Genomic DNA, 21113 nt, shown 5'->3' with positions numbered 1-21113 from the left:
GAATGCAATTGTCTTGTTTCAGCCATTCGAGCCGAAAGTCATTTGAGTCAATAGGAGGCAGCATGTCGGAGCCTATCGCGGTAGTGGGGGCAGGACTGATAGGACGGGCTTGGTCGATGGTCTTTGCTCGGGCGGGGCGCTCGGTGAGGCTGTATGATGCCCAGCCGGAGGCCCTGGCGGGTGCGACGCAAGCGATTCGCCAGTCGTTGCAGGACCTGCAGCGCGCCGGCCTGGTCGATGATCCCGAGGCGATTCTGGCGCGCATCGAGATCGAACCCGACCTGGCACTCGCGGTGGGTGAGGCTGCCTACGTGCAGGAGTGCGGCCCCGAGAATCTCGAGGTGAAGCAGGAAATATACACTCGCCTCGAGGCGGAGACGGCGCCCGACACCATTCTTGCCAGCTCCACTTCAGGCATTGCGGCGTCGCGCTTCACGGGGCACTTGACGCATCCGCAGCGCTGTCTGGTGGCGCACCCGGTGAATCCCCCTTATCTGGTGCCGGTGGTCGAGGTGGTGCCTGCACCGAACACCAGCCCGGATGCGGTCGAAAGAACGCTGGCCTTGATGTCCGAGGTGGGCCAGGTGCCGGTGCTGGTCAAGCGCGAGTTGCCTGGCTTCGTTCTCAATCGGCTGCAGGGGGCGCTGCTCAACGAGGCGCTGCGCCTGTTCCGTGACGGCTATGTCTCGGCCGAGGATCTGGACAAGACCGTCAAGCATGGCCTGGGGCTGCGGTGGTCGTTTATGGGGCCGTTCGAGACGATCGATCTCAATGCCCCGGCGGGGGTGACCGATTACGCTCGCCGCTATGGCCCGCTCTATGCCGATGTGGATGCCCAGCGCGATGGGGCCTCTCCCTGGCAGGCGGAAACCCTTGCGGCGCTGGAGGCGGAACGACGCACGGCGCTGCCTCTCGAAGGGCTGGCCGAACGCCAGGCTTGGCGCGACCGCCAACTGATGGCGCTTGGCGCCTACAGCAAGCTGCAAGACGAGCGCGACGCATGAAGCGGAGGTCCGTGACCACTCGCGATGTGGCTCTACTGGCCGGGATCTCGGTTCACGAGTTCTTCACGCGCCAGAGGGGCTGAGGGCCGGGCCTGACGGCCCGACCTGCATGCCCTGACGTTTTCGTATCCAATTCTCGCAATCGACACGAAGAGCCTGCCTGCAAGGGCCGGCTCATACTCCTGCTTACGGCACGCCTCCGCACGCCGATTGTTAGGCTCAATCGTCCTGCCTCTGGAAATTTATTTAAATACATATGGTTAGTTAAGACTTTCGCTTTGGCGGTGAAGCGCCTTGTGAGCGATACCCTGCTGTGCATCAGCTGGACAAGGTTAGACAAAGGTCTGGTTATAGGCTTTCTTGACTGATCGTATCCAATAAACTAGTTTGGGATACAAGTCAGGGCGACTTTGGTCAGGGTAGAACCCGCCCGAATCGCTCGTATCGCCAAGAACAATTTCTAAATGGCACATGAAGCGAACGTAAAACGATCGCAAACAATCGCAAAAACAATAGAAAGAGAGGAGCAGGCATGACTGTCCAGCCCAAGATGAAAACGACCGCCAAGGCGCTCTTTGCCGGCGCTATCCTCGTGGCCGCAGCGCCGGGAGCAGCCTTTTCCGCCAATGCTGCCGAATGGCCGACGGAAAACGTCAGGCTCATCCTGCCTTTTAGTGCAGGTGGCTCCATCGATCGTTTTGCGCGCGGGTTGACCCAGCATTGGGAGGAGTTTCACGACTACGCCATGATCGTGGACAACCGTGGTGGGGCTTCAGGCTTGCTGGGCTCCAGAACGTTTCTCGGTTCTCCGTCCAACGGTCACTACCTGTTCGCAGGCATTCAGCCGACCTTGAGCATGAACATCGTGGCTCAAGGTGCCGATTTCGATCTGGACGACTTCACCTTCATTAATATCGAGCAGCGCGACTATACCTCGATCGTCGTTCGTGCCGACTCTCCCTATGAAACCATCGAAGAGCTGGTCGAGAGCATTCGCGAGAACCCGGGTAGCGTTACCATGTCCATGGCGACCGGCTCTGGAACGCACCTCTTTGGCCTGGCATTTCTCGATACGCTGGATCTGAATCCCAATATCGTGACCTTCGATGGTGGTGGCGAGCAGCGCACGGATCTGCTTGGCGGTCACTCCGATGCCGCGTTTTCTTCGGCATATGGCGATATGACACTCGGTGATCAGGTGCGTGTGCTGGCCGTTTCTTCACATGAGACATTCCCTGGCTGGCCGGATGCCCCGCCGGTGAACGAAGCCTTTCCAGAGGCGGACCTTCCCGCCATTGGCGATAACCGCTTTCTTGCCGTACATACCAGCTTTGCTGAGGAAAACCCTGAAGCTTTCGAAGCCATCGTTGCAAGCTACCAGGAAGTGTTCAACAGCGATGCTTACCAGGCACATATCGAAAACCTCGGCTCCGACTTGATTTCAGGCTACTACGGGCCTGAAGAGTCGAAGGAAATTATTTATGAAATCCATGAGGTCGTGGAAAGATACGGCGATATGCTGTCAGGAAACTGATCGATAGGGAGGGGCGCTAGCGCGCCTCTCCTTTTCCTTGGCACGCACTAATTGCTTTATGGGATGAACGCTTATGGATTTTTTAAGGCAGTTGGGAAAGAAGGGCGGTGAGTTTATCGTTCCTTCTATCATGCTGGCTTACGCAACTTACTATTACATGGAAGTAAGCGGGTTGCCAAGGCGTGAAGTTAACTTGCTGCTCATTCAGCCGGTATATTTCGTTATAGTCGTGGCGTTTACCATTCTGGTAGCTGCTTACGTGTATAGCTTGCTGATTGGTAAGCCAGTATCCGCTTCCGGCAGCGAAGCAGGCGAGAGAAAAATCACCAACAAAGCAGCAACGGTGTCGTTTGCGGTGCTGACAGTGGCTTATGTGTTTGGAATTGAGTGGGTGGGTTTCGTGATCTCATCCTGGCTCTATATGGCATTGCTTTTGATTTTTTTCTCCGTTAAATCTTGGCTGATTATTGTAATTTTTCCCGCAGGAACGGCTCTGTTCATTCATTTGACTTTCGATATGTGGCTGAGCATCCCGCTTCCTAAAGGAATTCTATTTTAACCGCTTGGTCGGAGATTTTTTATGTTCGATGCTGCTCCTATCTTGGAGGGTCTTGGCCTTCTTGCCGATTGGAAGGTCATGTCCATTATTCTTTTAGGAGTGTTTTTCGGAATCATTACCGGTGCCATTCCTGGGTTCAGTACGCCTCTGGCCATCAGCATCATGCTGCCGCTGACTTACCCAATGAGCCCGGTTCTGGGGATAGCATTTCTCACTGCCATTTATGCGGGAGGGAATTTCGGCAGCTCCATCTCCTCGATTCTGCTGAACATACCGGGCTCTCCCCAGGCTATCGTGACAGGCTTTGACGGTAACCCAATGACGAAGCAGGGAAGAGCGAGTGAGGCACTGGGTATGGCAGTCGCCTCATCCGCCATGGGCAACCTGCTCGGTGCTTTCTTTCTGATTCTGGTCATGCCGCTTATCGTCACGGTTGCGTTGATGTTCGGTCCGCCCGAACTGTTCCTGGTGGGTGTGTTGGGGCTTACGGTTATTGCTGCGTTACATAACAGCTTTCTCAAGGCCATCATCGCGGGTGGTTTTGGGGTACTGTTGGGAACCGTAGGCATGACGTCGACCGGTGCAATTCGTGGTACCCACGGTTATTTTGAATTGATGGACGGCATTCCTGTCATACCGGCTTTGATAGGACTGATCGGTTTTTCAGAACTGTTCTATATGTTGCAGCAGCGTTACGTTACCGGTGGAAGCAAACGCAAAGGCGAAAGTGAAAAAAATCTGCATAGTCTTCTCTACGGTTTCGGTCGTGTTTTGAAGCATCCCTTGACAGTGTTAAAGTCAAGCACCATCGGTGTTATCATCGGCGCTCTGCCTGGTGCTGGTGCCACCGTGGCTAGCGTCGTAAGCTATAATGAGGCCAAGCGAAGCTCAAAGAAGCCGGAAGGATTTGGAAAGGGAGCGGAAGAGGGGTTGATCAGCGCTGAGTCGGCAAACAATGCATCCGAAGGGGGTGCTCTGGCTACCATGCTGTCCTTGGGCATTCCGGGTGGTTTAGCGACTGCGGTAATGGTAGGTGCCTTCATGCTGCAAGGGCTAATCCCCGGGCCGAGATTGTTCATCGATCACCAGGGCCTCGTATACGGGATCATGTTTGCGCAAGTCGTAGCTTCTTTCTTCCTGCTCATGGCTGGTCTGCTGGTATCGCTGTACGCAGCCAAGGTAATCAATATACCTACTATCGTTTTGATTCCCTTGATTGCTGTATTTTCAGTGGCGGGAACTTACGCTATCAGCCTGCAAATGTTCGATGTGAAGATCATGCTCGTTTTTGCAGCGTTGGGAATCTTGATGAGAAAATATGACTACCCCCTGATAGCGGTCATTCTCGGTATCATCCTCGGCCCGATACTGGATCGCCAGTTGATGAGAACCTTCCAGGGGGCGGGTGAGCTCTCCATAGGCATTTTCCTGAACCGACCTGTGAGCCTCATCCTGCTATGCATGATCTTGTTCTGCTTGGCGCCTATCGCCTTTAAGATATATCGTAATGCAAAAGAGAGTCTGGGGTATGCAAGGCGTACCTGATTGATCTATGGAATGAGAAAATATCGTGCAAGGTGGGAAAATATGGAAGTTTTAGACACAGCTAGCCCAAGATTCACTAACCTTCCCGCTCCTGAAAGGGCTTATATCATCATACGCGAAGCGATTCTTGCCGGTGAATACCAGCCCAATGACAGGCTTCGTGAAGATGAGCTGGCAAATCGGGTGGGTACCAGCAGAACACCCGTGCGAACGGCGTTGCATCGCCTCGCCCAGGATGGATTCGTGGTGTTTCATCCCAATTCCGGTGCTGCGGTGCGTGGCTGGACAAGGAAAGACGCGATAGAGATATTTCAGGTCAGGGCCTGCCTTGAAAGCTGTGCCGCCGGGCTTGCGGCGCGAAATGCCACGCCGAGGGATATCAGAGATCTCGAACTGATCTGCGAGGAAATGGAAAGCTATCGGTTGGCGCCTGAGACGGTCGAGTCTCTGTCGGTATTGAACAGAAAGTTTCATACCAAGATTCTGAAACTGGCAGACAATTCCAAGCTTGAGGAAACGGCGCTGTCTCTCATGGATATCGGCTTCTTGATTCGGTCGTATCGATTCTTCTCGGCCAAGGATGAGCAGCGCAGTTTGATACACCATCGTGATCTCGTAGCGGCCATAGCGGCAGGTGATAGTGACTGGTCCTCATCGATAATGAAGTCGCACATCATGGCAGCATGCGATCTTGTCAGGACGAGCGAGGAGGAATAATGCCAGGTTTCGTTTTCAATACTACGCGACAGCTGATCGTCGAACATGGCGCGGCTGAGCGTCTTCACGAAGTGGTGGGCAAGTTTTCGGCCGAGCGTATCTTTGTGGTCACGGACCCGGGGATTGCCGAGCTAGGATTGCTGGGGCCGGCGATAGAAAACCTCGAAAAGTATGGAGCCAAGGTCGAGCTGTTCGACGGCGTCGTGGCGGATCCTCCCGAAGCGGTTGTGCTCGAGGCGGTGGAGCGGGCCAGGCGGATGCGTGCCCAACTGGTCATCGGGTTTGGCGGCGGCAGCTCAATGGATGTTGCCAAGCTGGTGGCATGCTTTGCCCATCTGCATTGTCGCCAGTCGCTGCAGGAGGCCTATGGGGTGGGCAATCTCGAGGGCGAGAGGCTGCCACTCGTCCAGGTGCCGACGACCGCAGGTACGGGCTCCGAGGTGACGCCCATCTCCATCGTGACGACAGGCGAGACGACTAAATCGGGCATCGTCTCGCCGGTGTTGCTCCCGGATGTCGCCGTACTCGATGCCACTCTGACGGTGGGGCTGCCACGCCATGTGACGGCGGCGACGGGTATCGATGCCATGGTGCATGCGATTGAGGCCTACACGAGCAAGATTCGCAAGAATCCGATGTCAGATACGCTCGCCAGGGAGGCTCTGCGCCTACTCGTCACACATATCGATCGGGTCATGCAGGATGGCTGGGATCTGGAAGCGCGACAAGCCATGCTGCTGGGTTCCTGCTTGGCCGGGCAGGCTTTTGCCAACGCTCCGGTAGCTGCAGTACATGCCTTGGCTTACCCGCTGGGGGGCCATTACCACGTGCCCCATGGGCTATCCAACGCCTTGGTGCTTCCTGCAGTACTGCGTTTCAATGCGGTGACGGCAGCCGATCTCTACGCGGAGCTGGCTCCCATTTTCACGCAAGAAGCGCGCTCCCGCTCTAACGTGGACGATTGCGAAAGCTTTATTGCAAGCATCGAGGCCCTACTTAAAAGAAGCGGTCTGCCGCTCAGGTTGCGTGATGTCGGTGTTCTCGAGTCCTCTCTTGATGAGTTGGCGTCAGACGCCATGCAGCAGCAGCGCTTGCTCGTGAACAACCCTCGGGAAGTGACGGAGCGGGACGCTCTCGAGATCTATCGAACTGTCTATTGAGGTCACGATACGGGCGGAGGGGGTAAAACCCCAGCCCGCCGGCCGCTAGTCACTCGACTTGCTGATCATCAGTCGGAGCAGCAGAGGAAAGCTGAGGGCCATGAACATCAACCTGGCCAAATGATGGATTCCGACGAACCCTGCGTCGTGACCGACTGCGAGAGCGATCAAGGCCATGACTTCCGCACCGCCGGGGGCGTAGGCCAATAGCAGCTGGGTAAAGGGTATGTCGGCTGCCACGCTGATGGGAAAGGCGATCGCGCTGGTTGCCAACAGGGTCAACGCTACGGAAAAACACGACACGGGCAGCAGCTTGGCCATTCTGCCGAGGCTGCTGTCGGTGAAGCGTGTTCCGATCATCGCTCCGGTCAGAATGAAGATCGTTACTTTCAGGCCCGTGGGCAGCCTGCCCACTTCGAACCCACTGAGGGAAACCAGGGCCGCCCCCAAGATGGCACCCAGGAGAGCGGCAGCAGGCAGCCGACAGCGCTGACATATGGCGGCGCCCAGGCCCGCTGCGAGAACGAGCAGGGCGAGTGCCGTGTAGTGGGTACCCTGAACTTGATGAACTCTTTCGCCTACGGCTCCTTGTGCAAGTAGCGGAAAAAGCACGACGAGAAAAAGTAGTCGTATGCTCTGGATCATCGTGACTTGCGGTACATTGCAAGGGTATTGCGATGCCGTTTGCAGAATCAGCACCATGTGCCCGGGGTAGGCTGAGAGAAAACTGGTATTCCCGGAGAGCTTGGTAAGTCTGGCAAGCGTATAGGAGACGGTAAACGTGATGGTGAGCATGGCGACCATCAGCCCTGCCAGGCTGGGAAGCCAGGAAGCCGCTTCGGAGAAGAATCGTGGGCTCAAGGAGCTGCCGATACTGATCCCCACTAGTACCAGGACCAATGACTGGAGCTCGCCGGGGTAATGGAGGCGAAAGCCGGCGAGGCTGGCTGCCAAGGTTGCGCCGATGGCGCCAAGCAGCCAGCCTGCAGGAAGCCCGGCAGCGCTGCCGACCAGCCCGCCCAGGCTGGCCAAAGCCAGGGTTCGGGCCGTACTCGAAATATGGGTGTCCAAACCGTGAGTCCTGAGTGGCTGGGCATGGAAATCTCACCGGGCCAATGCCCGGTGAGTCATCGGCAGAGGCTAGCCCATATAATGCTTTTCGAACTCCCAAACTTCCGGGAAGCCAATCAGCTTATTGAACTCACTGAAGCTATACAGCTGGGAAGCGTCGGTTACGTCGCCGTTTTCCTTCAAGTCCGCATAGCTCTTTTCCAGCGCCGCGGCGGTGGCCAGGAAGCCGGCGGCAGGGTGGATGGCCAGAGCGAAGCCCAGCGACTGCAGCTTTTCGGCTGACAATAATGGTGTACGACCCCCTGGTACCATGTTGGCGATCAGCGGCTTGTCGATGCGCTTGCCTATGGTTTCCATTTCCTGCTCCGACTCGGGCGATTCGATGAAGATGACGTCGGCACCCGCATCGCTGTAGGCCTGCGCGCGCTTCAATGCTTCATCGAGTCCCAATGCCGTGCGCGAGTCCGTCCGTGCAATGATCACAAGATCGTCGCTACGCCTCGCATCGCAGGCGACCTTGATCTTTTGCACCATGTCTTCCAAGGGGATGACTCGACGGTCTGGCGTATGACCGCATTTCTTCGGGAATTCCTGGTCTTCCAGTTGAACGGCGGATGCCCCGGCTTCCTCATAGCCTCGTACGGTATGATGAACGTTGAGCAGGCCGCCATAGCCGGTGTCGGCATCGGCGATTATGGGGGTGTCGGTCATTTTCGCCATGGTGGCGATTCTGCCGACCATGTCGCTGTAAGTGGCAATGCCGGCGTCGGGTAGGCCCAGGTGAGAGGCAACCGTGCCATAACCCGTCACGTAGAGAGCCTTGAAGCCCATGCGATCGGCTATCAGGGCTGAAATCATATCATAGATGCCTGGTGCAACGACGATTTCGCCAGAGTTAAGCTGTTCTTTAAGTGACTTGGCTGTCATTTTTTACTTCTCCTTTGTATATACCGATTGTTCACCTTCGGCACCCTCATGATGCTGGTGGTGTTGCGACCCAGGGGTTGGCGTTGATGTGGTGTGTTTCGAATTGTTTGATTTTATCTAGCAGGCGATAAGTCATTTGAATTTCCGACTCGCCTTTTAATAGAGCTTCTTTTCGATAAGCATCGATTTCAAAGGGGAAACGTAAATCTGAGCTGTTGATGATGCTTTGCTGAGGCAAGTCAACGGTCAATATTTGGGGTTGGCCTTCTTCATGCATCAGAGACTGGATGCTTTGCTCATCCAGGCGAATCACTAAGAGACCGTTCTTCAGGCTATTATTGAAAAAAATATCGCCAAAATCCGGAGCAATGACGACACGAAAGCCATAATCGAGAAGTGCCCATACTGCGTGCTCGCGTGATGAACCACATCCGAAGTTTCTCCCGGCAATGAGAATAGTCGACTCTGCCTGGGTGGGGTCATTGAGGGGAAATCCTACTTTCGGCTTGCCATCAGGCGTAAAGCGCAGATCATGAAAGAGTTGATCCTCGTATCCGGCTTCACGGGGCCGATGTAGATATCGCGCCGGTATGATTTGATCGGTGTCGATGTTTTCCCAAGGCAGGCTCAGAGCCTGTCCACGGTGAGTGGTAAAAGCTAGCATTTGGTGCCCTCCAGCTCCCTGACGTCGGTGAGGTGACCGGTAATGGCAGCGGCGGCGGCCATTGCTGGGCTCATGAGATGCGTACGACTTCCCGGGCCTTGGCGGCCAGCGAAGTTGCGATTGGAGGTGGATGCGCAACGAGCACCGCTTGGTACCGAATCGCCGTTCATGGCAACGCACATGGAGCAACCAGGCTCACGCCACTCGAAACCTGCCTGGTGAAAGATTTCGTGCAATCCTTCTTTTTCTGCTTGCTGACGGACTTGCTGAGAACCGGGCACGACGATAGTAGGCACTTTGGCTCTGCCAAGCTTTGCAATTTTCGCGGCTTCACGAAGGTCTTCCAGGCGGCTATTGGTGCAGGAGCCGATGAATACCCGGTCGACTTTCAGAGAAGTGAGTTTCGCACCCGGCTCGAGACCCATGTACTCGATGGTGGCTTGGTATTGCTCCATCTTGCTTGTCTCGATGTCTCCAAGGTCCGGAATGTGACCGGTAATGGGCAGGGCCGTTTCGGGGGAATTTCCCCAGGTTACCGTGGGGGCAATCGAGCGGGCATCTATGGCAACTTCCTTGTCATGATGGGCATCGTCATCGCTCTTGAGGCCTCGCCATGCTTCTACGGCACGTTCGAAAAGCTCTCCTTGTGGCGCAAAGGGCTTGCCCTTCAAATATGCAAACGTGGTTTCATCGGGTGCAATCATGCCGCCCCGAGCGCCGGCCTCTATCGACATGTTGCATAGCGTAAGACGTGACTCCATCGACAGGTTGTCTATGGCCTCACCCGCATATTCAATGACATACCCGGCACCACCATTGGCACCGATGGTTCTGATGATGGTGAGGATCAGGTCTTTTGCCGTGACATGCACTCCCAGTTCTCCATCGATGCGGATCCGCATTGTCTTGGGGCGCTGCTGCCAAAGCGTCTGTGTGGCCAGTACATGAGCGACCTCAGAGGCACCGATGCCAAATGCCAGTGCGCCTAATGCGCCGTGGGTGGAGGTATGGCTATCGCCGCAAACGAGCAGAGTGCCTGGCAGGGTCAGCCCCAGCTCGGGACCCGCTACGTGTACGATCCCCTGGCGCTCATCATTCGCTCCGAAGGAGGTGATTCCCTGCTCGCGAGCATTTTCTGCCAGTGTCGTCACCATGGCGTCATGCACGGGGTCGCGATCAGGGTCGTCATGAGTGGCAATGTAATGGTCGGCCATACCGAACGTAAGGTCGGGCCTTCTTACCTTCTGTCCCTCGCTCTTGAGCTGGTCGAATGCTTGCGCTGTGGCGTCGTGAACTAGGTGGCGGTCGATGAAAAGGAGTGCAGTGCCATTGTCTCGTTCGCTGATGACATGCGACTCCCATATCTTGTCGAAAAGTGTTCTTCCCATCGCTGCGTGCCTCGCTGTCGTTGGCCTCGCTGTCGTTGTTAGCCATCGCTGGGCGTGTGATGCCAGCTAGAGTATACATATACCACATATCGTATCCAATCAAGCGCTGTGAGGGTTGTTTCTCATGTCGGGGCGATGCGCTGGCTATTGATGTTGCTGCTAAGCACGATAGGCGTGTGCAACATGCGTGTTAACATAAACAATTGATAAATAAGGATTAAAATTTAAATTCTGACAGTTGATGCGGCCTTTTTTTCGGATCGTCAAATTTTTTCCGCTAGTTCGAAGGGGCTGGGATTTGACAAAACGTATCCAATGAGCAAGGCTGAGATTCGCCAGTATACAGACAAGAATCTATCAACTGGAGATGAGACATGGCACAGCACGGATCAGGGCCTGAAATTTGGGAAAAAGGTTTCTCAAACAAAAGCTTGAACTCTTCCGGAGGAACTGGGCCATGTGCCGGTGGCGTTGTCGGCCCCACGCCGAGGGCTTGGAAAAGCCAGGAGGTGGTAGATGCTGAGGACGCCTGGGTCAGGGTGTTGTCGCAGGAAGAGCGTGAAGGGCTGCTCGGGGGCTTGGCGGCTTTTGAAAATGCCGGTAAGCCGCTGCTGGCAACCTGTGCCCGAGACTTCCCATTCGGCAACCTCGATCGCTTGCTTGCCGATGTAAAAGAGGCGGTCTCGCATGGGTTGGGCTTTGTCGTTCTGCGTGGGTTGCCTATCGAGTCGTTGTCCGTTGAACGTATCCGGGCGCTGTACTGGGGCTTGTGCAACCACTTGGGAGTACTTCGGCCGCAGGGAGTGAATAGCGACTTGCTCGGCGACGTGCGTGATGCCGGCGGGAATTACCGCTCTGCGAGCGGGAGGGGCTACAACACAAACGCGCGTCTCGACTACCACACAGACATGGCGGATCTGGTCGGCTTGCTTTGTATCAATGCTGCCAAAAGCGGCGGAGAAAGCCGTATTGCTTGCTCGATAGCGGTGAGAGACGAGATTGCCTCTACATCTCCGGAGCTTTTTGAAGCCCTCTACAAGGATATTTATTACTCTCGCAAAGGTGAGGAGAGTTCCGACGAACCGCCATATTATGCGGCTCCTATATTTTCTGAGCGAGATGGCGAGTTCTGTTGTCGGTATGTTCGCAACCACATTCGCTATGCCCATGAGTTCGATGGCGTTCCCCAGCCTGATGCCACTCAGACTGAAGCGATGGATATGCTGGATAGGCTTGTTGCATCTGATGATTTTACTTTAGAGATGGTGTTGGAGCCGGGGGATATGCAAGTTCTTAACAATCATGTGATCTTGCACTCGAGAACTGATTTTATCGATTTTGAGGAGGAGGAAAAGAAACGCCATTTGTTGAGATCGTGGATTTCGACCCCGTACAGTCAGCCGCTCTCTTCCGCGCTTGAAGCAGCCTACCACGATGTTGCCGCGGGTGCCGTGCGTGGCGGAATCGTTGGCAAGAAATTCGATGGAGCGAAAAGAGAGTACACGAAGCAGGCGGCTGAGTTTCACGGCATGCCCTATCTGATACCAGCCTGAAGCATAAAAAGTAACTTGTCCCGGGAGATAACAATGAAAAAATTGTCTATTGTTGCCGCAGTATCTGTCGCCGTTGGCTTGAGTGGTGTAGCAACGGCACAAGCCAATAGCTACCAAATGCTCGTTCCCTTTCCGACCAATCATGCCCTGAACGACATTGCTCACCTGTTTGTCGAAATGGTCGATGAGAAGTTCGATGGTCGTTATCAGATACGCCTGGTTGGCGAGGACGCAATCCCCGGGTTCGAGCAATTCGACCCGGTGAGCTCCGGTGTTTTCCCGATGGCGCTCTCGACTGGACCGTATCATACCGGAGTCACTGGCGTGGGGCTGGCTGCCGACGCCATTGATGCGGACCCGCAAGCGCGCCGGGAGTCAGGCATCTGGGAGGCCTATCAGGACTACTACCTGACACACAATGTTCGGATGATCTCGTTTCCCTCCGCCAATCCTGGTTACCATTTCATGTTGACCGATCCTATCGGGGATGATGGTGGGTTTGAAGGCCGTATCATTCGTGGCACGCTGACCTACCATGGCCCCATCCGTGCCTTTGGCGGATCCCCAGCTGTGATGCCTGTCTCGGAAATTTATACCGCTGCAGAACGTGGTGTGATCGAGGGTGCTGGTCACAATATTTTCGGTAATTACCAAATTGGGCTGCACGAAGTACTGCCCTACCTGGTTCGGCCCGGCTTCGGGGTAACCAGCTTGATGGTGGTCTTCAATGAAGACTACTGGGCAGAAATTCCCGAAGAGGACCAAGCGACGTTTTTGGAAATTGGGCGTGAGTTGGAGGATGTCTCGCTTGCTCATTACGACGGCCTCATCGCTGAAGAAACGGAGTTGATGGAGGGGGTGGGTGCAGAGCTCACTTACCTGGGTGAGGAGCAGCAGCAAATGCTCGATCAGGCATTTGCAGATGGCTTATGGGAAGAGGCTATTCGTATTTCGGGAGAGCCTGCCGAAAGCATGCGCGAACTCGCCCGTGAGGCTGGCCTTACCCCCTGAAAGTCAAACCACGAAAGGAGTTCATCGTCACTGGCCGCCTGATGCGTGGCCAGTGACGATTTAGAATCAAGCATCAGAGGGCTGAGGTGAAATGAATAAGATATACTCTGGCCTTGGCAAGACGCACGATGCGATAACGGATATAGGCTACTGGCTTGGTGTGCTGGCCTTGTTTGCTATCTTGCTCATGTTTTGCTATGAAATTACGGCGCGTTATTTTTTTCGCAGCCCTACTCAGTGGATCAATGATTTTACAGGGTATTTTCTGCTCTTTTCGACCTTTCTTTTGGCCCCGAGGTTGACGCGGGAGCGGGCCCATATTGAGATAACCTTCATTAAAGATGCCTTGTCGGATAGGGCTAGGGGCTTTTTCAATTCACTGTTGTTTTTACTGGCCACCATAGCTTGTATATGGGCAGGTTGGTATGCCTTCGAGGAAGCCATGCGCCAATACGATCGTGGTATCAGAACCATGGCGGTGATGTCGGTTCCCAGGTGGTGGATGAGCGCTGTTATCTCGTATGGCCTGATGAGTTCAGGGGTATATTTCTTTCGAGCTAGTGTCATGGAGTTGAAGAGCTCTTTGGCGAGTCGAGATCTTTGAGGCCTTATAAAAAATTCAACAAAGGAGGTAAGTATGGAATGGCTACAGATCTTGCTTGCAGGTTTGGGGATTCTTCTCTTCCTGTTTGTGCTCGGCGTTCCCGTATTTGTGGCATTTCTATTCACAAATCTGGTTGGAGCAATGTACTTCTTCGGCGGGCGTGGGTTCAGTATATTTACCAACAGCATTTACGATACGCTTGCTTCTTCGTCTCTTGCTACCATAGCACTTTTTATTTTAATGGGTGAGGTCTTGTTCCGTTCGGGAGCTACCGATGCCGTCTTTCGCTCGACCGATACGCTGATTGGGCGTGTGAAGGGTCGCGATTTTGTTCTTTCGGCTGCACTGGGAACGATCTTTGGGGCTCTGTCCGGGGCTGCTATGGGGGTCGTGGCGATGCTGGGGCGATCCCTTCTTCCGCAGATGCTTGCCAGGGGTAGCGACCGACGACTATCTATCGGGGCCATTCTGGGTGGGGCAAACCTGGCGCCTATCATACCGCCTAGCGTGCTTATCATTGTCATCGGCATGTTGGCCAATATCTCGATATCACGCTTTCTCATTGCAGGTATAATACCTGGGCTCATCATCGCTTGCCTGATTCTCTTGTATACGTCCGTCCGCATTGCAATCAACCCTGGATTGGCTGGCCAGGCTTCCCAGCATGATGTGCCCGTAAGGAGTTTCAAGGATAAGGTTGTTGCCGTCATTCAATTGCTACCTTTCTCGGTCATTATTTTCTTCGTGATGGGATTCATTCTGCTGGGGATCGCCACTCCTTCAGAGTCGGCAGCTTCCGGAGTGGTAGGGGCTCTACTTGCGGCTGCTTATTACAAGAAACTTTCCATTAGAATGATTCTTGAATCTGTGCAGTCTGCTGCTGCAGTTTCGGCCGTCATATTGATCATCATGGCCAGTTCAAAGCTGTTCAGCCAGTTGCTTTCTTTGAGTGGTGCAACATCTGCCATAGCCCAACTCTCCGTTGCGACTTCTCTGGATCCGCTTGTCATGCTGTTTATCATGATGTTGATACCATTCATTTTCTGTATGTTCATGGACCAAATAGCGATTAGTATCGTCATTATTCCCATCTATGCGCCTGTCATAGCCGCGTTGGGATTCGATCCGCTGTGGTTCTGGGTTCTGTTTCTCATCAATGTGACTATAGGAGGTTTTTCTCCACCGTTTGGCTATGTTCTATTTGCTTTCAAGGCGGCGGCACCTGAACTAAAAGTGAGTGACCTCTATGCTGCCGCCTGGCCTTTTGTGGGTGTCTTTATTCTGGCCATGGTGATCATTGCCATGTTCCCCGCCTTGGTGACTTGGTTGCCGGGCATGTTGTGATAAGCATGTTATGATCAACGGAGAAGAAAAATGACGAACGACAATCTTCAGGAAAATTACCGCGACACCTTCAATGGTTCGACCGGTTTCGGTAATGCTTCGGCTGTACTGGCAATAGACTTCATGAAGGCTTATACACTTCCTGATAGTGGGCTGTATGCGGAAGGTGTCGTCGAGGCGGTCAAGCATGCGGAGATATTGTATAAATGTGCGCGTCGATGCGAAATTCCAGTCATCCATACCCGTGTTGTCTTTTCGGAGGATGGGGCTGATGGCGGAGTGTTCATAAAGAAATTGCCTGTTCTCCGCCAGATGACGGAGAGCAGTGTTTATTCGCAATTCGATGAAAAGGTCTTGCCTGCTCAAGGCGAGACTGTCTTGCGAAAACAATATCCAAGCGCCTTTTTTGGTACGCCTCTTGTTTCGATTCTCGTTGCTCAGGGGATCGATACGGTTGTCATTACCGGTTGCTCAACGAGCGGATGCGTTCGTGCCTCCGTGGTCGACGCCATCTCATATGGGTTTCGTGTGGTCGTTCCTCGTGAGTGTGTGGGAGACAGGCATCAGAATCCACATGAGGCAAATCTGTTCGATATTCATGCCAAGTATGGCGATGTCATGAGCATGAGTGAGGTGATGCGATACTTCGAGGAGCGAAAATGACATGCTCTATAGCGATTATGTCGAACGAAATTTCATGCTCCTGACCGGAGTTGAGCCTCGAAAGGGCGATGTCGAGCGGACTTCTGAAGTACTTGCTCGGGTGCTTGGCGCTATCGATTATTCCTGTTGCTCAGTGGCTGGTGAAGATGCTGAGGAAGCAGGGGATTTCGATCGTTTGATAGAAGAGTCCAAGGTTCATGGGGGCCGCAATGAATGATCCGATGAAGTGGACATTGAAGGAGGCCGCCACAGCCGTTTTGAAAAGAAGGATCGGGTGTGTCGAACTCGTCTCGGCGAGCCTCGAGGCGGCTCGCCGCATCAATCGGGTAACGAACTGCTTCACTCGCATAGAGGAAGAGTCTGCCTTGAGTTCGGCACGAGCGGCAGATTGCCGTTCTGCTCATGGAAAAGTCCCTATGGCGGGTATCCCATTGGCCCACAAGGACATGTTTCATCGCAAGGGTATGCCTTGCTCTTATGGGTCGTCACCTGAGCTGGCCCAAGTGCCGAAAGCGACATCTCACCTGCTTGCTGCGCTTGACCGCTCGGGAGCGGTGCAGATTGGTAGCCTCCACATGTCTGAGTTCGCTTTTGGCGCGACGGGACATAACGACCATTTCGGCCCTTGTCGCAATCCTTGGAATTCGGCGTATATCTCAGGTGGTTCATCCGGTGGCTCCGGGGTTGCTGTCGCTGCCGGTGCTGTTTTTGCAGCATTGGGCTCCGATACGGGAGGCTCGATTCGCATACCGGCTGCCGCTTGTGGTGCCGTTGGCCTGAAACCGACGCATGCATTACTGAGCAGTGATGGCGCCATGCCGATGTCGCGTTCGCTCGACTGCTTCGGGCCGATTGGCCGCACGGCAGAGGATGTCGCGTTGATGATGGACTGCCTTGCATCGACGGGGGAAGGAGAGGCTGCACGCTTTTCCTGTCGTTTGGAAAGCGATGTCAAAGGTCTGCGCGTCGGCATCCCTGAGAATTACTACTATGACGATATAGATCCTGTGATCGAGTCGCTGATGGAAGCAAGCCTGTTGCGGCTCGAACGGCTCGGCTGCAAGCTGGTCAAGGTCAAGGTGCCCGATCATCAGGAACTTACCAGTTTGTCCTACATCATTCTGGGGGCTGAATCTGCCACCTATCATGCGGAGCGCTTCGCCAGGCACGAGGCAAGTTACGGCAAGCAGACACGGGCCCGGTTATTACACGGCTTCTTCATTCCCGCAGCGGCTTACGTTCAGGCAAAGCAGCTCAGGGGCCTCTATTTCAAGCGATTCATGAAAGACGTGATGAGCCAATGCGACGTTCTGCATACCCCTGTGTTTCGGCGGCCAACCCCGACTCTGGAAGAGACGGACCTTGGGCATTCGCTCGAATCGACAAGAATGATTTCGGATTTGAGTCATTGCACCCGGTTGACGAATTACCTCGGGCTCCCGGCAGTGTCTCTACCGTGTGGATTTTGCCCCAACGACCTTCCGGTCGGCTTTCAGCTCATTGGCAGGCCTTTCGATGAGCCGACGCTGCTGGGCTTGGCTCACGCTCATGAAAAGGTATCTGGCATACGTAATCTCGTTGCCCAGGTTGCCTGAGCCGCCAGGCACCATCCCCGGTGACCTGGCGATCTGGTGGGTGGCGATCGGGCGATGGGCAAGAGTTTTGTAACAAAGCGTTTACTTGACCGCGGTCATGTCTATAATAGCTAAGACCTAAGAAAACTAGGTCGCTCAGCTCATAACAATGATGACAAATGCTGGTTGGGTGCGTGGTAAGTGTCGCTCAAGCGTCACGTTTGCCTGATACCTTCGGCTGGCTTCCTGACGGTGAACAAGCTGACCATGGCCCTGATCTCATTTGCCAGTAGAGAGTACTCCGAGCGCGAGCGTCTCGATGCGGCACGCGAATTCTATGCGGCCGTTGCCAACGTCGAGTTGGCGGTCCCCCATGGGCAGCCCCCCGAGATCGAGGCGCGTATCCGGCTGCTGCCTGGCGTTTCCATTGCCAGCGTCGAATGTTCCCCTCTGATTGCCCAGCGCGAGCTGACGAACCTTGCCGACGGCAATGACGATCTCTCTTTTCTGCTGAACCCCTCGGGGCAGGGCGGCTGGACCTCTTCACAACCCAGGCTGGGTGAGGCGACCTGCCGCGCCGGAGAAGGGTGTCTGGGGTTCAACGAGCTTCCTGGCCAGGTCGCTTTCCATGGCTCGCGGGCACGCTTTCTCAGCATCGGTTTTTCACGCCAACTATTGTCGCCGCTGCTGAACCAGGACATGCGGCCCGCAGTGAACAAGGTGTTGCGTTGCGAGCCGCTGGGTCACCTGGCCCAATTGGCGCTGGCGCTTACCACGGGCAGGGAGCCACAGGCCGAGCAGGATCCTGTCGCGCTGACCGAACAGATGACCGATTTGGCGGTGCTGTGCCTTGGGGCGACGCCGGAGGCAGACCGCCGTGCCCGAGGCCGTGGCCTGCGTGAGGCGAGGTTGCGTGCTATCAAGGCCGATATGTTCGCTCTTGCCGGCCGTGGTGATCTTACGCTGACCGACGTGGCCAAACGGCACGGTGTTTCACCAGGCTACCTGCGGGCGCTTTTCCGGCATGAGCACACCACCTTCACCGATTACCTGTTGACGCTGCGCTTGCAGTTGGCGTGGCGGCGGCTGACGGATCCGCGCTTTGCGCAACGAGCCGTCAGCGAGATCGCTTTTGCTTCCGGCTTCAACAACCTTTCCTGGTTCTATCGGGCCTTCAAGCAGCAGTTCGACACGACGCCCACCGAGGCGCGTGCCGAGGCTGGCGCTGATGCCTCTGCTATGAGGGTGAGTGTTTAGGCGTCGATGTGACGCTGAGTGGAAGATAAGAAAAAAGTGTGCTGATAGGCTCATGCCAAAGCAGCAAGCATAAGTAAAACGATAATGCGACGTGGCTGTGACCGCGTCGAGTGCGCAGTAGGAGCAACATGACAATGAAGGTACGCGGGACCCTTCCCCTTCGGCGCCTGGCCGTGGTGCTTGGCTTCGGCTTGATGTCGCCTCTGGCGATGGGCAGCAGCCTATTGCAGCTGCATGAATTGGCCACCAGCAACGACCCTCAGTTCCAGGCCGATTTCTACGGTAAGCAGGCCACCGATGAGCGCTATTACCAGGCGCGTTCGGCGCTGTTGCCGCAGGTCAGCGTCAATGCCAGCCGCAGCGAGATCACTCAGGACATCGTCAGCTCCGACAACGAAGTCTTCGACAGCGGCAGCACCTCCTATCCCACCACCGTATACGGTGTTTCCATCGAGCAGTCGCTGTACGACTACTCACGCTGGGCGGCCTTCAGCCAGGCCAAGCAGGAGATCCAGCAGGCGGCCTCCGAGCTCGAGGCGGCGCGTCAGGATCTCTACTTGCGCGTGGCCGAGCGCTACTTCACGGCCTTGGCGCTGCACGAGAACCTGAGCTTCCTGCGCGCCGAGAAACAGCAGGTGGGTACCAACCGCGACCAGGTGCGTGCACGCCACGAGGATGGCCTGGCTCGTGAGATCGATCTGCTCGATGCCGAGGCGCGTTTCCTGCAAGTGGAGGCCCGCGAGCTCGACGTCGAGAACCGCCTGCGCGATGCACTGAACGCGCTGGAAGAGGTTACCGGCTTGCTGCCCAGCCGCCTGCGCCTGGTCAACGACAACCTGCAACTGGAGCGCCCCCAGCCGGATTCACCGGATGCCTGGACCGAGCTGGCCCTGCAGCGCAACCCGCGCCTGCAGGCTGCCAGCCTGGCGGTGGACGTGGCCATGCAGAACGTGAGGGTGCGGCGCGGCGGTCACTTTCCCACCCTGGGCCTGAGCCTGAACTACGAGAACGACGATACCGAAGGGTCGCTGTTCGGCGGTGGCAGCCAGGTCGAGACCCAGACCATCCGCCTGGGTCTGAACGTGCCCGTTTACAGCGGTGGCATGGTCTCTTCCCAGGTGCGTGAGGGCGAGCAACTCATCGAGGCCGGTCGGGCGCGTCAGGAGCAGGTGCGCCGTGAATTGCAGCGCAACGTGCGGGCCGGCTATCAGGGCATCGTCACTGCCATGGCACGCGAGCGAGCGCTGCGTGAGTCGCTGCGTGCCAATGAGCGTATCGCCGAGAGCCGTCAGGTGGGATTCGAGTCGGGTGTGATTCCTCTGCTCGACCTGCTCGATGCCGAGCGTGACCTGTTCTTTGCCCGTAGCGAGCTGGCCAGTGCCCGCTACGACTACCTGATCAGCGTGCTGCGCCTGAAGCATGCGGCGGGTGTGATCAACAGGGAGGATCTCGCCGAGATCGATGCCCTGATGAGTCAAGAAGTGGATCTGGTGGCCTTCAGCCGCCTGTAAGCGCTGCCTGCGCGACAACGGCTCCCGACCGCCTGGTGGGGAGCGACGACAAGATGCAATGCAAGGAGGCCAACTTGGCTACTCAACTCCTGATCTATCGCAACGTGCAGCCGATCACCCGTGACAAGCACGGTGAGCTGTCTCTCAAGGTCGGCAAGGATTTCGGTTTTGCCGGCCAGGTCAATTCGGTGCCGCTGATGGCCGCTGAGTTTCCCGCGGCGGCAAGCGACCTGCCGATCGTGTTCACCGATGCCGAGGGCAGCGTGCTGCCGGTAGCGGTGCTGGGCATCGACCAGGACTCGAACCTGATGGTGGACGGCGAAGGCCAATGGCGTGGCGAGTACGTGCCGGCCTTCCTGCGTCGTTATCCCTTCGTGTTCGCCTCCAGTGAGGATGGCAAGACGTTCACCCTGTGCATCGATGAAGACTACGAAGGCCTGAATGCCGAGGGCCGCGGCGAGCGCTTCTTCGACAGCGACGGCGAGCAGACCCAGTACATGGCCAAGGTGCTCGACTTTCTGCAGGACTATCAGGCGCACTTCCAGCGCACCCGCACCTTCTGTGCGCGGCTGGCCGAGCTCGACCTGTTGGAGGCGGTGGAAGCCCAGATCAGCCTGCCCGAAGGCGGCAAGCGCACGCTGACCGGCTTCAAGGCGGTGAATCGCCAGAAGCTCAAGGCGCTGCCGGAAGATGCCTTGAAGAGCATGCTGGCCACCGATGAGCTGGAACTGCTCTACGTGCACCTGCAGTCGATGCGTAACTTCAATCGTCTGAGCCGCTTGGCGCGCGGCGGTTCCCGCGTGGGAGCACTGAGCAAGGGCGATCCCGCCGATGAGGCGGTAAGCCAGAGCGATACCGACGAGAAACCGGTGCATTGATGCCGATGGCGGCTCGCGTGCGATACACGAGCCGCCTCTAGCAGGCGCCATGTGAGGCGCTATGCGAAAGAGGTGTGCCGCGCGTCGGCATGAGTGGCAGCCCGTTTTCGCATAGCGGTTTGACTACGTAGCGGAAAAAAAGAAGAACC

Annotated in this window: 20 protein-coding genes; 16 read left to right on the top strand and 4 right to left on the bottom strand. The window is 55.9% G+C overall.

What is annotated here, in order from left to right:
• Window positions 1-62 precede the first annotated feature (62 nt).
• From HOP59_RS12085 to HOP59_RS12060, 6 genes are all read left to right on the top strand, one after another.
• Window positions 63-1004, top strand: coding sequence for a 3-hydroxyacyl-CoA dehydrogenase (locus HOP59_RS12085; protein ID WP_026038162.1), 942 nt, complete (start codon window positions 63-65; stop codon window positions 1002-1004).
• 532 nt (window positions 1005-1536) lie between these two features.
• Complete coding sequence (locus HOP59_RS12080; RefSeq protein WP_010628736.1) at window positions 1537-2538, top strand: tripartite tricarboxylate transporter substrate binding protein; 1002 nt, start codon at window positions 1537-1539, stop codon at window positions 2536-2538.
• Between the two features lie 73 nt (window positions 2539-2611).
• On the top strand, window positions 2612-3097 hold the full coding sequence (locus HOP59_RS12075) for a tripartite tricarboxylate transporter TctB family protein (RefSeq protein WP_234254097.1): 486 nt from the start codon (window positions 2612-2614) through the stop codon (window positions 3095-3097).
• 21 nt (window positions 3098-3118) lie between these two features.
• Entirely contained in the window at window positions 3119-4642 is a 1524-nt protein-coding gene (locus HOP59_RS12070) for a tripartite tricarboxylate transporter permease (protein ID WP_234254096.1), read from the top strand.
• A gap of 42 nt (window positions 4643-4684) precedes the next feature.
• Window positions 4685-5359: a GntR family transcriptional regulator gene (locus HOP59_RS12065; protein WP_010628733.1), complete on the top strand. Its 675-nt coding sequence runs from the start codon at window positions 4685-4687 to the stop codon at window positions 5357-5359.
• Window positions 5359-6519, top strand: coding sequence for an iron-containing alcohol dehydrogenase (locus HOP59_RS12060; protein ID WP_010628732.1), 1161 nt, complete (start codon window positions 5359-5361; stop codon window positions 6517-6519). Before HOP59_RS12065 ends, HOP59_RS12060 begins: the two co-directional genes overlap by 1 nt.
• Window positions 6520-6564: 45 nt before the next feature.
• On the opposite strand, the gene HOP59_RS12055 is transcribed toward HOP59_RS12060, so the two are convergent.
• The 4 genes from HOP59_RS12055 to leuC form a co-directional block, all read right to left on the bottom strand.
• Window positions 6565-7590: an AbrB family transcriptional regulator gene (locus HOP59_RS12055; protein ID WP_234254095.1), complete on the bottom strand. Its 1026-nt coding sequence runs from the start codon at window positions 7588-7590 to the stop codon at window positions 6565-6567.
• 69 nt (window positions 7591-7659) lie between these two features.
• The gene (locus tag HOP59_RS12050; RefSeq protein WP_234254094.1) at window positions 7660-8517 is read right to left on the bottom strand and encodes an isocitrate lyase/PEP mutase family protein; all 858 of its coding nucleotides are present in this window, start codon (window positions 8515-8517) and stop codon (window positions 7660-7662) included.
• Between the two features lie 46 nt (window positions 8518-8563).
• The gene (gene leuD, locus HOP59_RS12045) at window positions 8564-9181 is read right to left on the bottom strand and encodes a 3-isopropylmalate dehydratase small subunit (protein WP_234254093.1); all 618 of its coding nucleotides are present in this window, start codon (window positions 9179-9181) and stop codon (window positions 8564-8566) included.
• On the bottom strand, window positions 9175-10569 hold the full coding sequence (gene leuC / locus HOP59_RS12040) for a 3-isopropylmalate dehydratase large subunit (protein WP_010628728.1): 1395 nt from the start codon (window positions 10567-10569) through the stop codon (window positions 9175-9177). Before leuC ends, leuD begins: the two co-directional genes overlap by 7 nt.
• 374 nt (window positions 10570-10943) lie before the next feature.
• Between leuC and HOP59_RS12035 the strand changes: the two genes are divergently transcribed.
• The 10 genes from HOP59_RS12035 to HOP59_RS11990 all read left to right on the top strand — a co-directional run bounded on the left by HOP59_RS12035 (window position 10944) and on the right by HOP59_RS11990 (window position 20964).
• The gene (locus HOP59_RS12035; RefSeq protein ID WP_234254092.1) at window positions 10944-12122 is read left to right on the top strand and encodes a TauD/TfdA family dioxygenase; all 1179 of its coding nucleotides are present in this window, start codon (window positions 10944-10946) and stop codon (window positions 12120-12122) included.
• 33 nt (window positions 12123-12155) lie between these two features.
• Complete coding sequence (locus HOP59_RS12030; protein ID WP_010628726.1) at window positions 12156-13133, top strand: TRAP transporter substrate-binding protein; 978 nt, start codon at window positions 12156-12158, stop codon at window positions 13131-13133.
• A 91-nt stretch (window positions 13134-13224) separates the two neighbouring features.
• A complete protein-coding gene (locus tag HOP59_RS12025) occupies window positions 13225-13737 on the top strand; it encodes a TRAP transporter small permease (RefSeq protein ID WP_010628725.1) in 513 nt (170 codons plus the stop codon).
• A gap of 33 nt (window positions 13738-13770) precedes the next feature.
• Window positions 13771-15081 carry a TRAP transporter large permease gene (locus tag HOP59_RS12020; RefSeq protein WP_234254091.1) on the top strand — a complete coding sequence of 437 codons (1311 nt, stop codon included), beginning with the start codon at window positions 13771-13773 and terminating at the stop codon, window positions 15079-15081.
• A 30-nt stretch (window positions 15082-15111) separates the two neighbouring features.
• The gene (locus HOP59_RS12015; protein WP_234254090.1) at window positions 15112-15744 is read left to right on the top strand and encodes an N-carbamoylsarcosine amidohydrolase; all 633 of its coding nucleotides are present in this window, start codon (window positions 15112-15114) and stop codon (window positions 15742-15744) included.
• Between the two features lies 1 nt (window position 15745).
• The gene (locus HOP59_RS12010) at window positions 15746-15961 is read left to right on the top strand and encodes a hypothetical protein (protein ID WP_141638618.1); all 216 of its coding nucleotides are present in this window, start codon (window positions 15746-15748) and stop codon (window positions 15959-15961) included.
• Window positions 15954-17339, top strand: coding sequence for an amidase (locus tag HOP59_RS12005; RefSeq protein ID WP_234254089.1), 1386 nt, complete (start codon window positions 15954-15956; stop codon window positions 17337-17339). The genes HOP59_RS12010 and HOP59_RS12005 overlap by 8 nt, the downstream gene beginning before the upstream one ends.
• A gap of 231 nt (window positions 17340-17570) precedes the next feature.
• Complete coding sequence (locus HOP59_RS12000) at window positions 17571-18575, top strand: AraC family transcriptional regulator (protein WP_234254088.1); 1005 nt, start codon at window positions 17571-17573, stop codon at window positions 18573-18575.
• Between the two features lie 128 nt (window positions 18576-18703).
• Window positions 18704-20086 (top strand): TolC family outer membrane protein, encoded by a 1383-nt coding sequence (locus HOP59_RS11995; RefSeq protein ID WP_234254087.1) that lies wholly within the window; start codon window positions 18704-18706, stop codon window positions 20084-20086.
• 74 nt (window positions 20087-20160) lie between these two features.
• Window positions 20161-20964 (top strand): SapC family protein, encoded by an 804-nt coding sequence (locus HOP59_RS11990; protein WP_035591305.1) that lies wholly within the window; start codon window positions 20161-20163, stop codon window positions 20962-20964.
• Window positions 20965-21113 lie beyond the last annotated feature (149 nt).

The organism is Billgrantia aerodenitrificans (assembly GCF_021404405.1).
Classification (GTDB): domain Bacteria; phylum Pseudomonadota; class Gammaproteobacteria; order Pseudomonadales; family Halomonadaceae; genus Halomonas; species Halomonas aerodenitrificans.
Note: the sequence above shows the minus strand (reverse complement) of the source record. Positions and strands in the feature narration are given on the sequence as shown.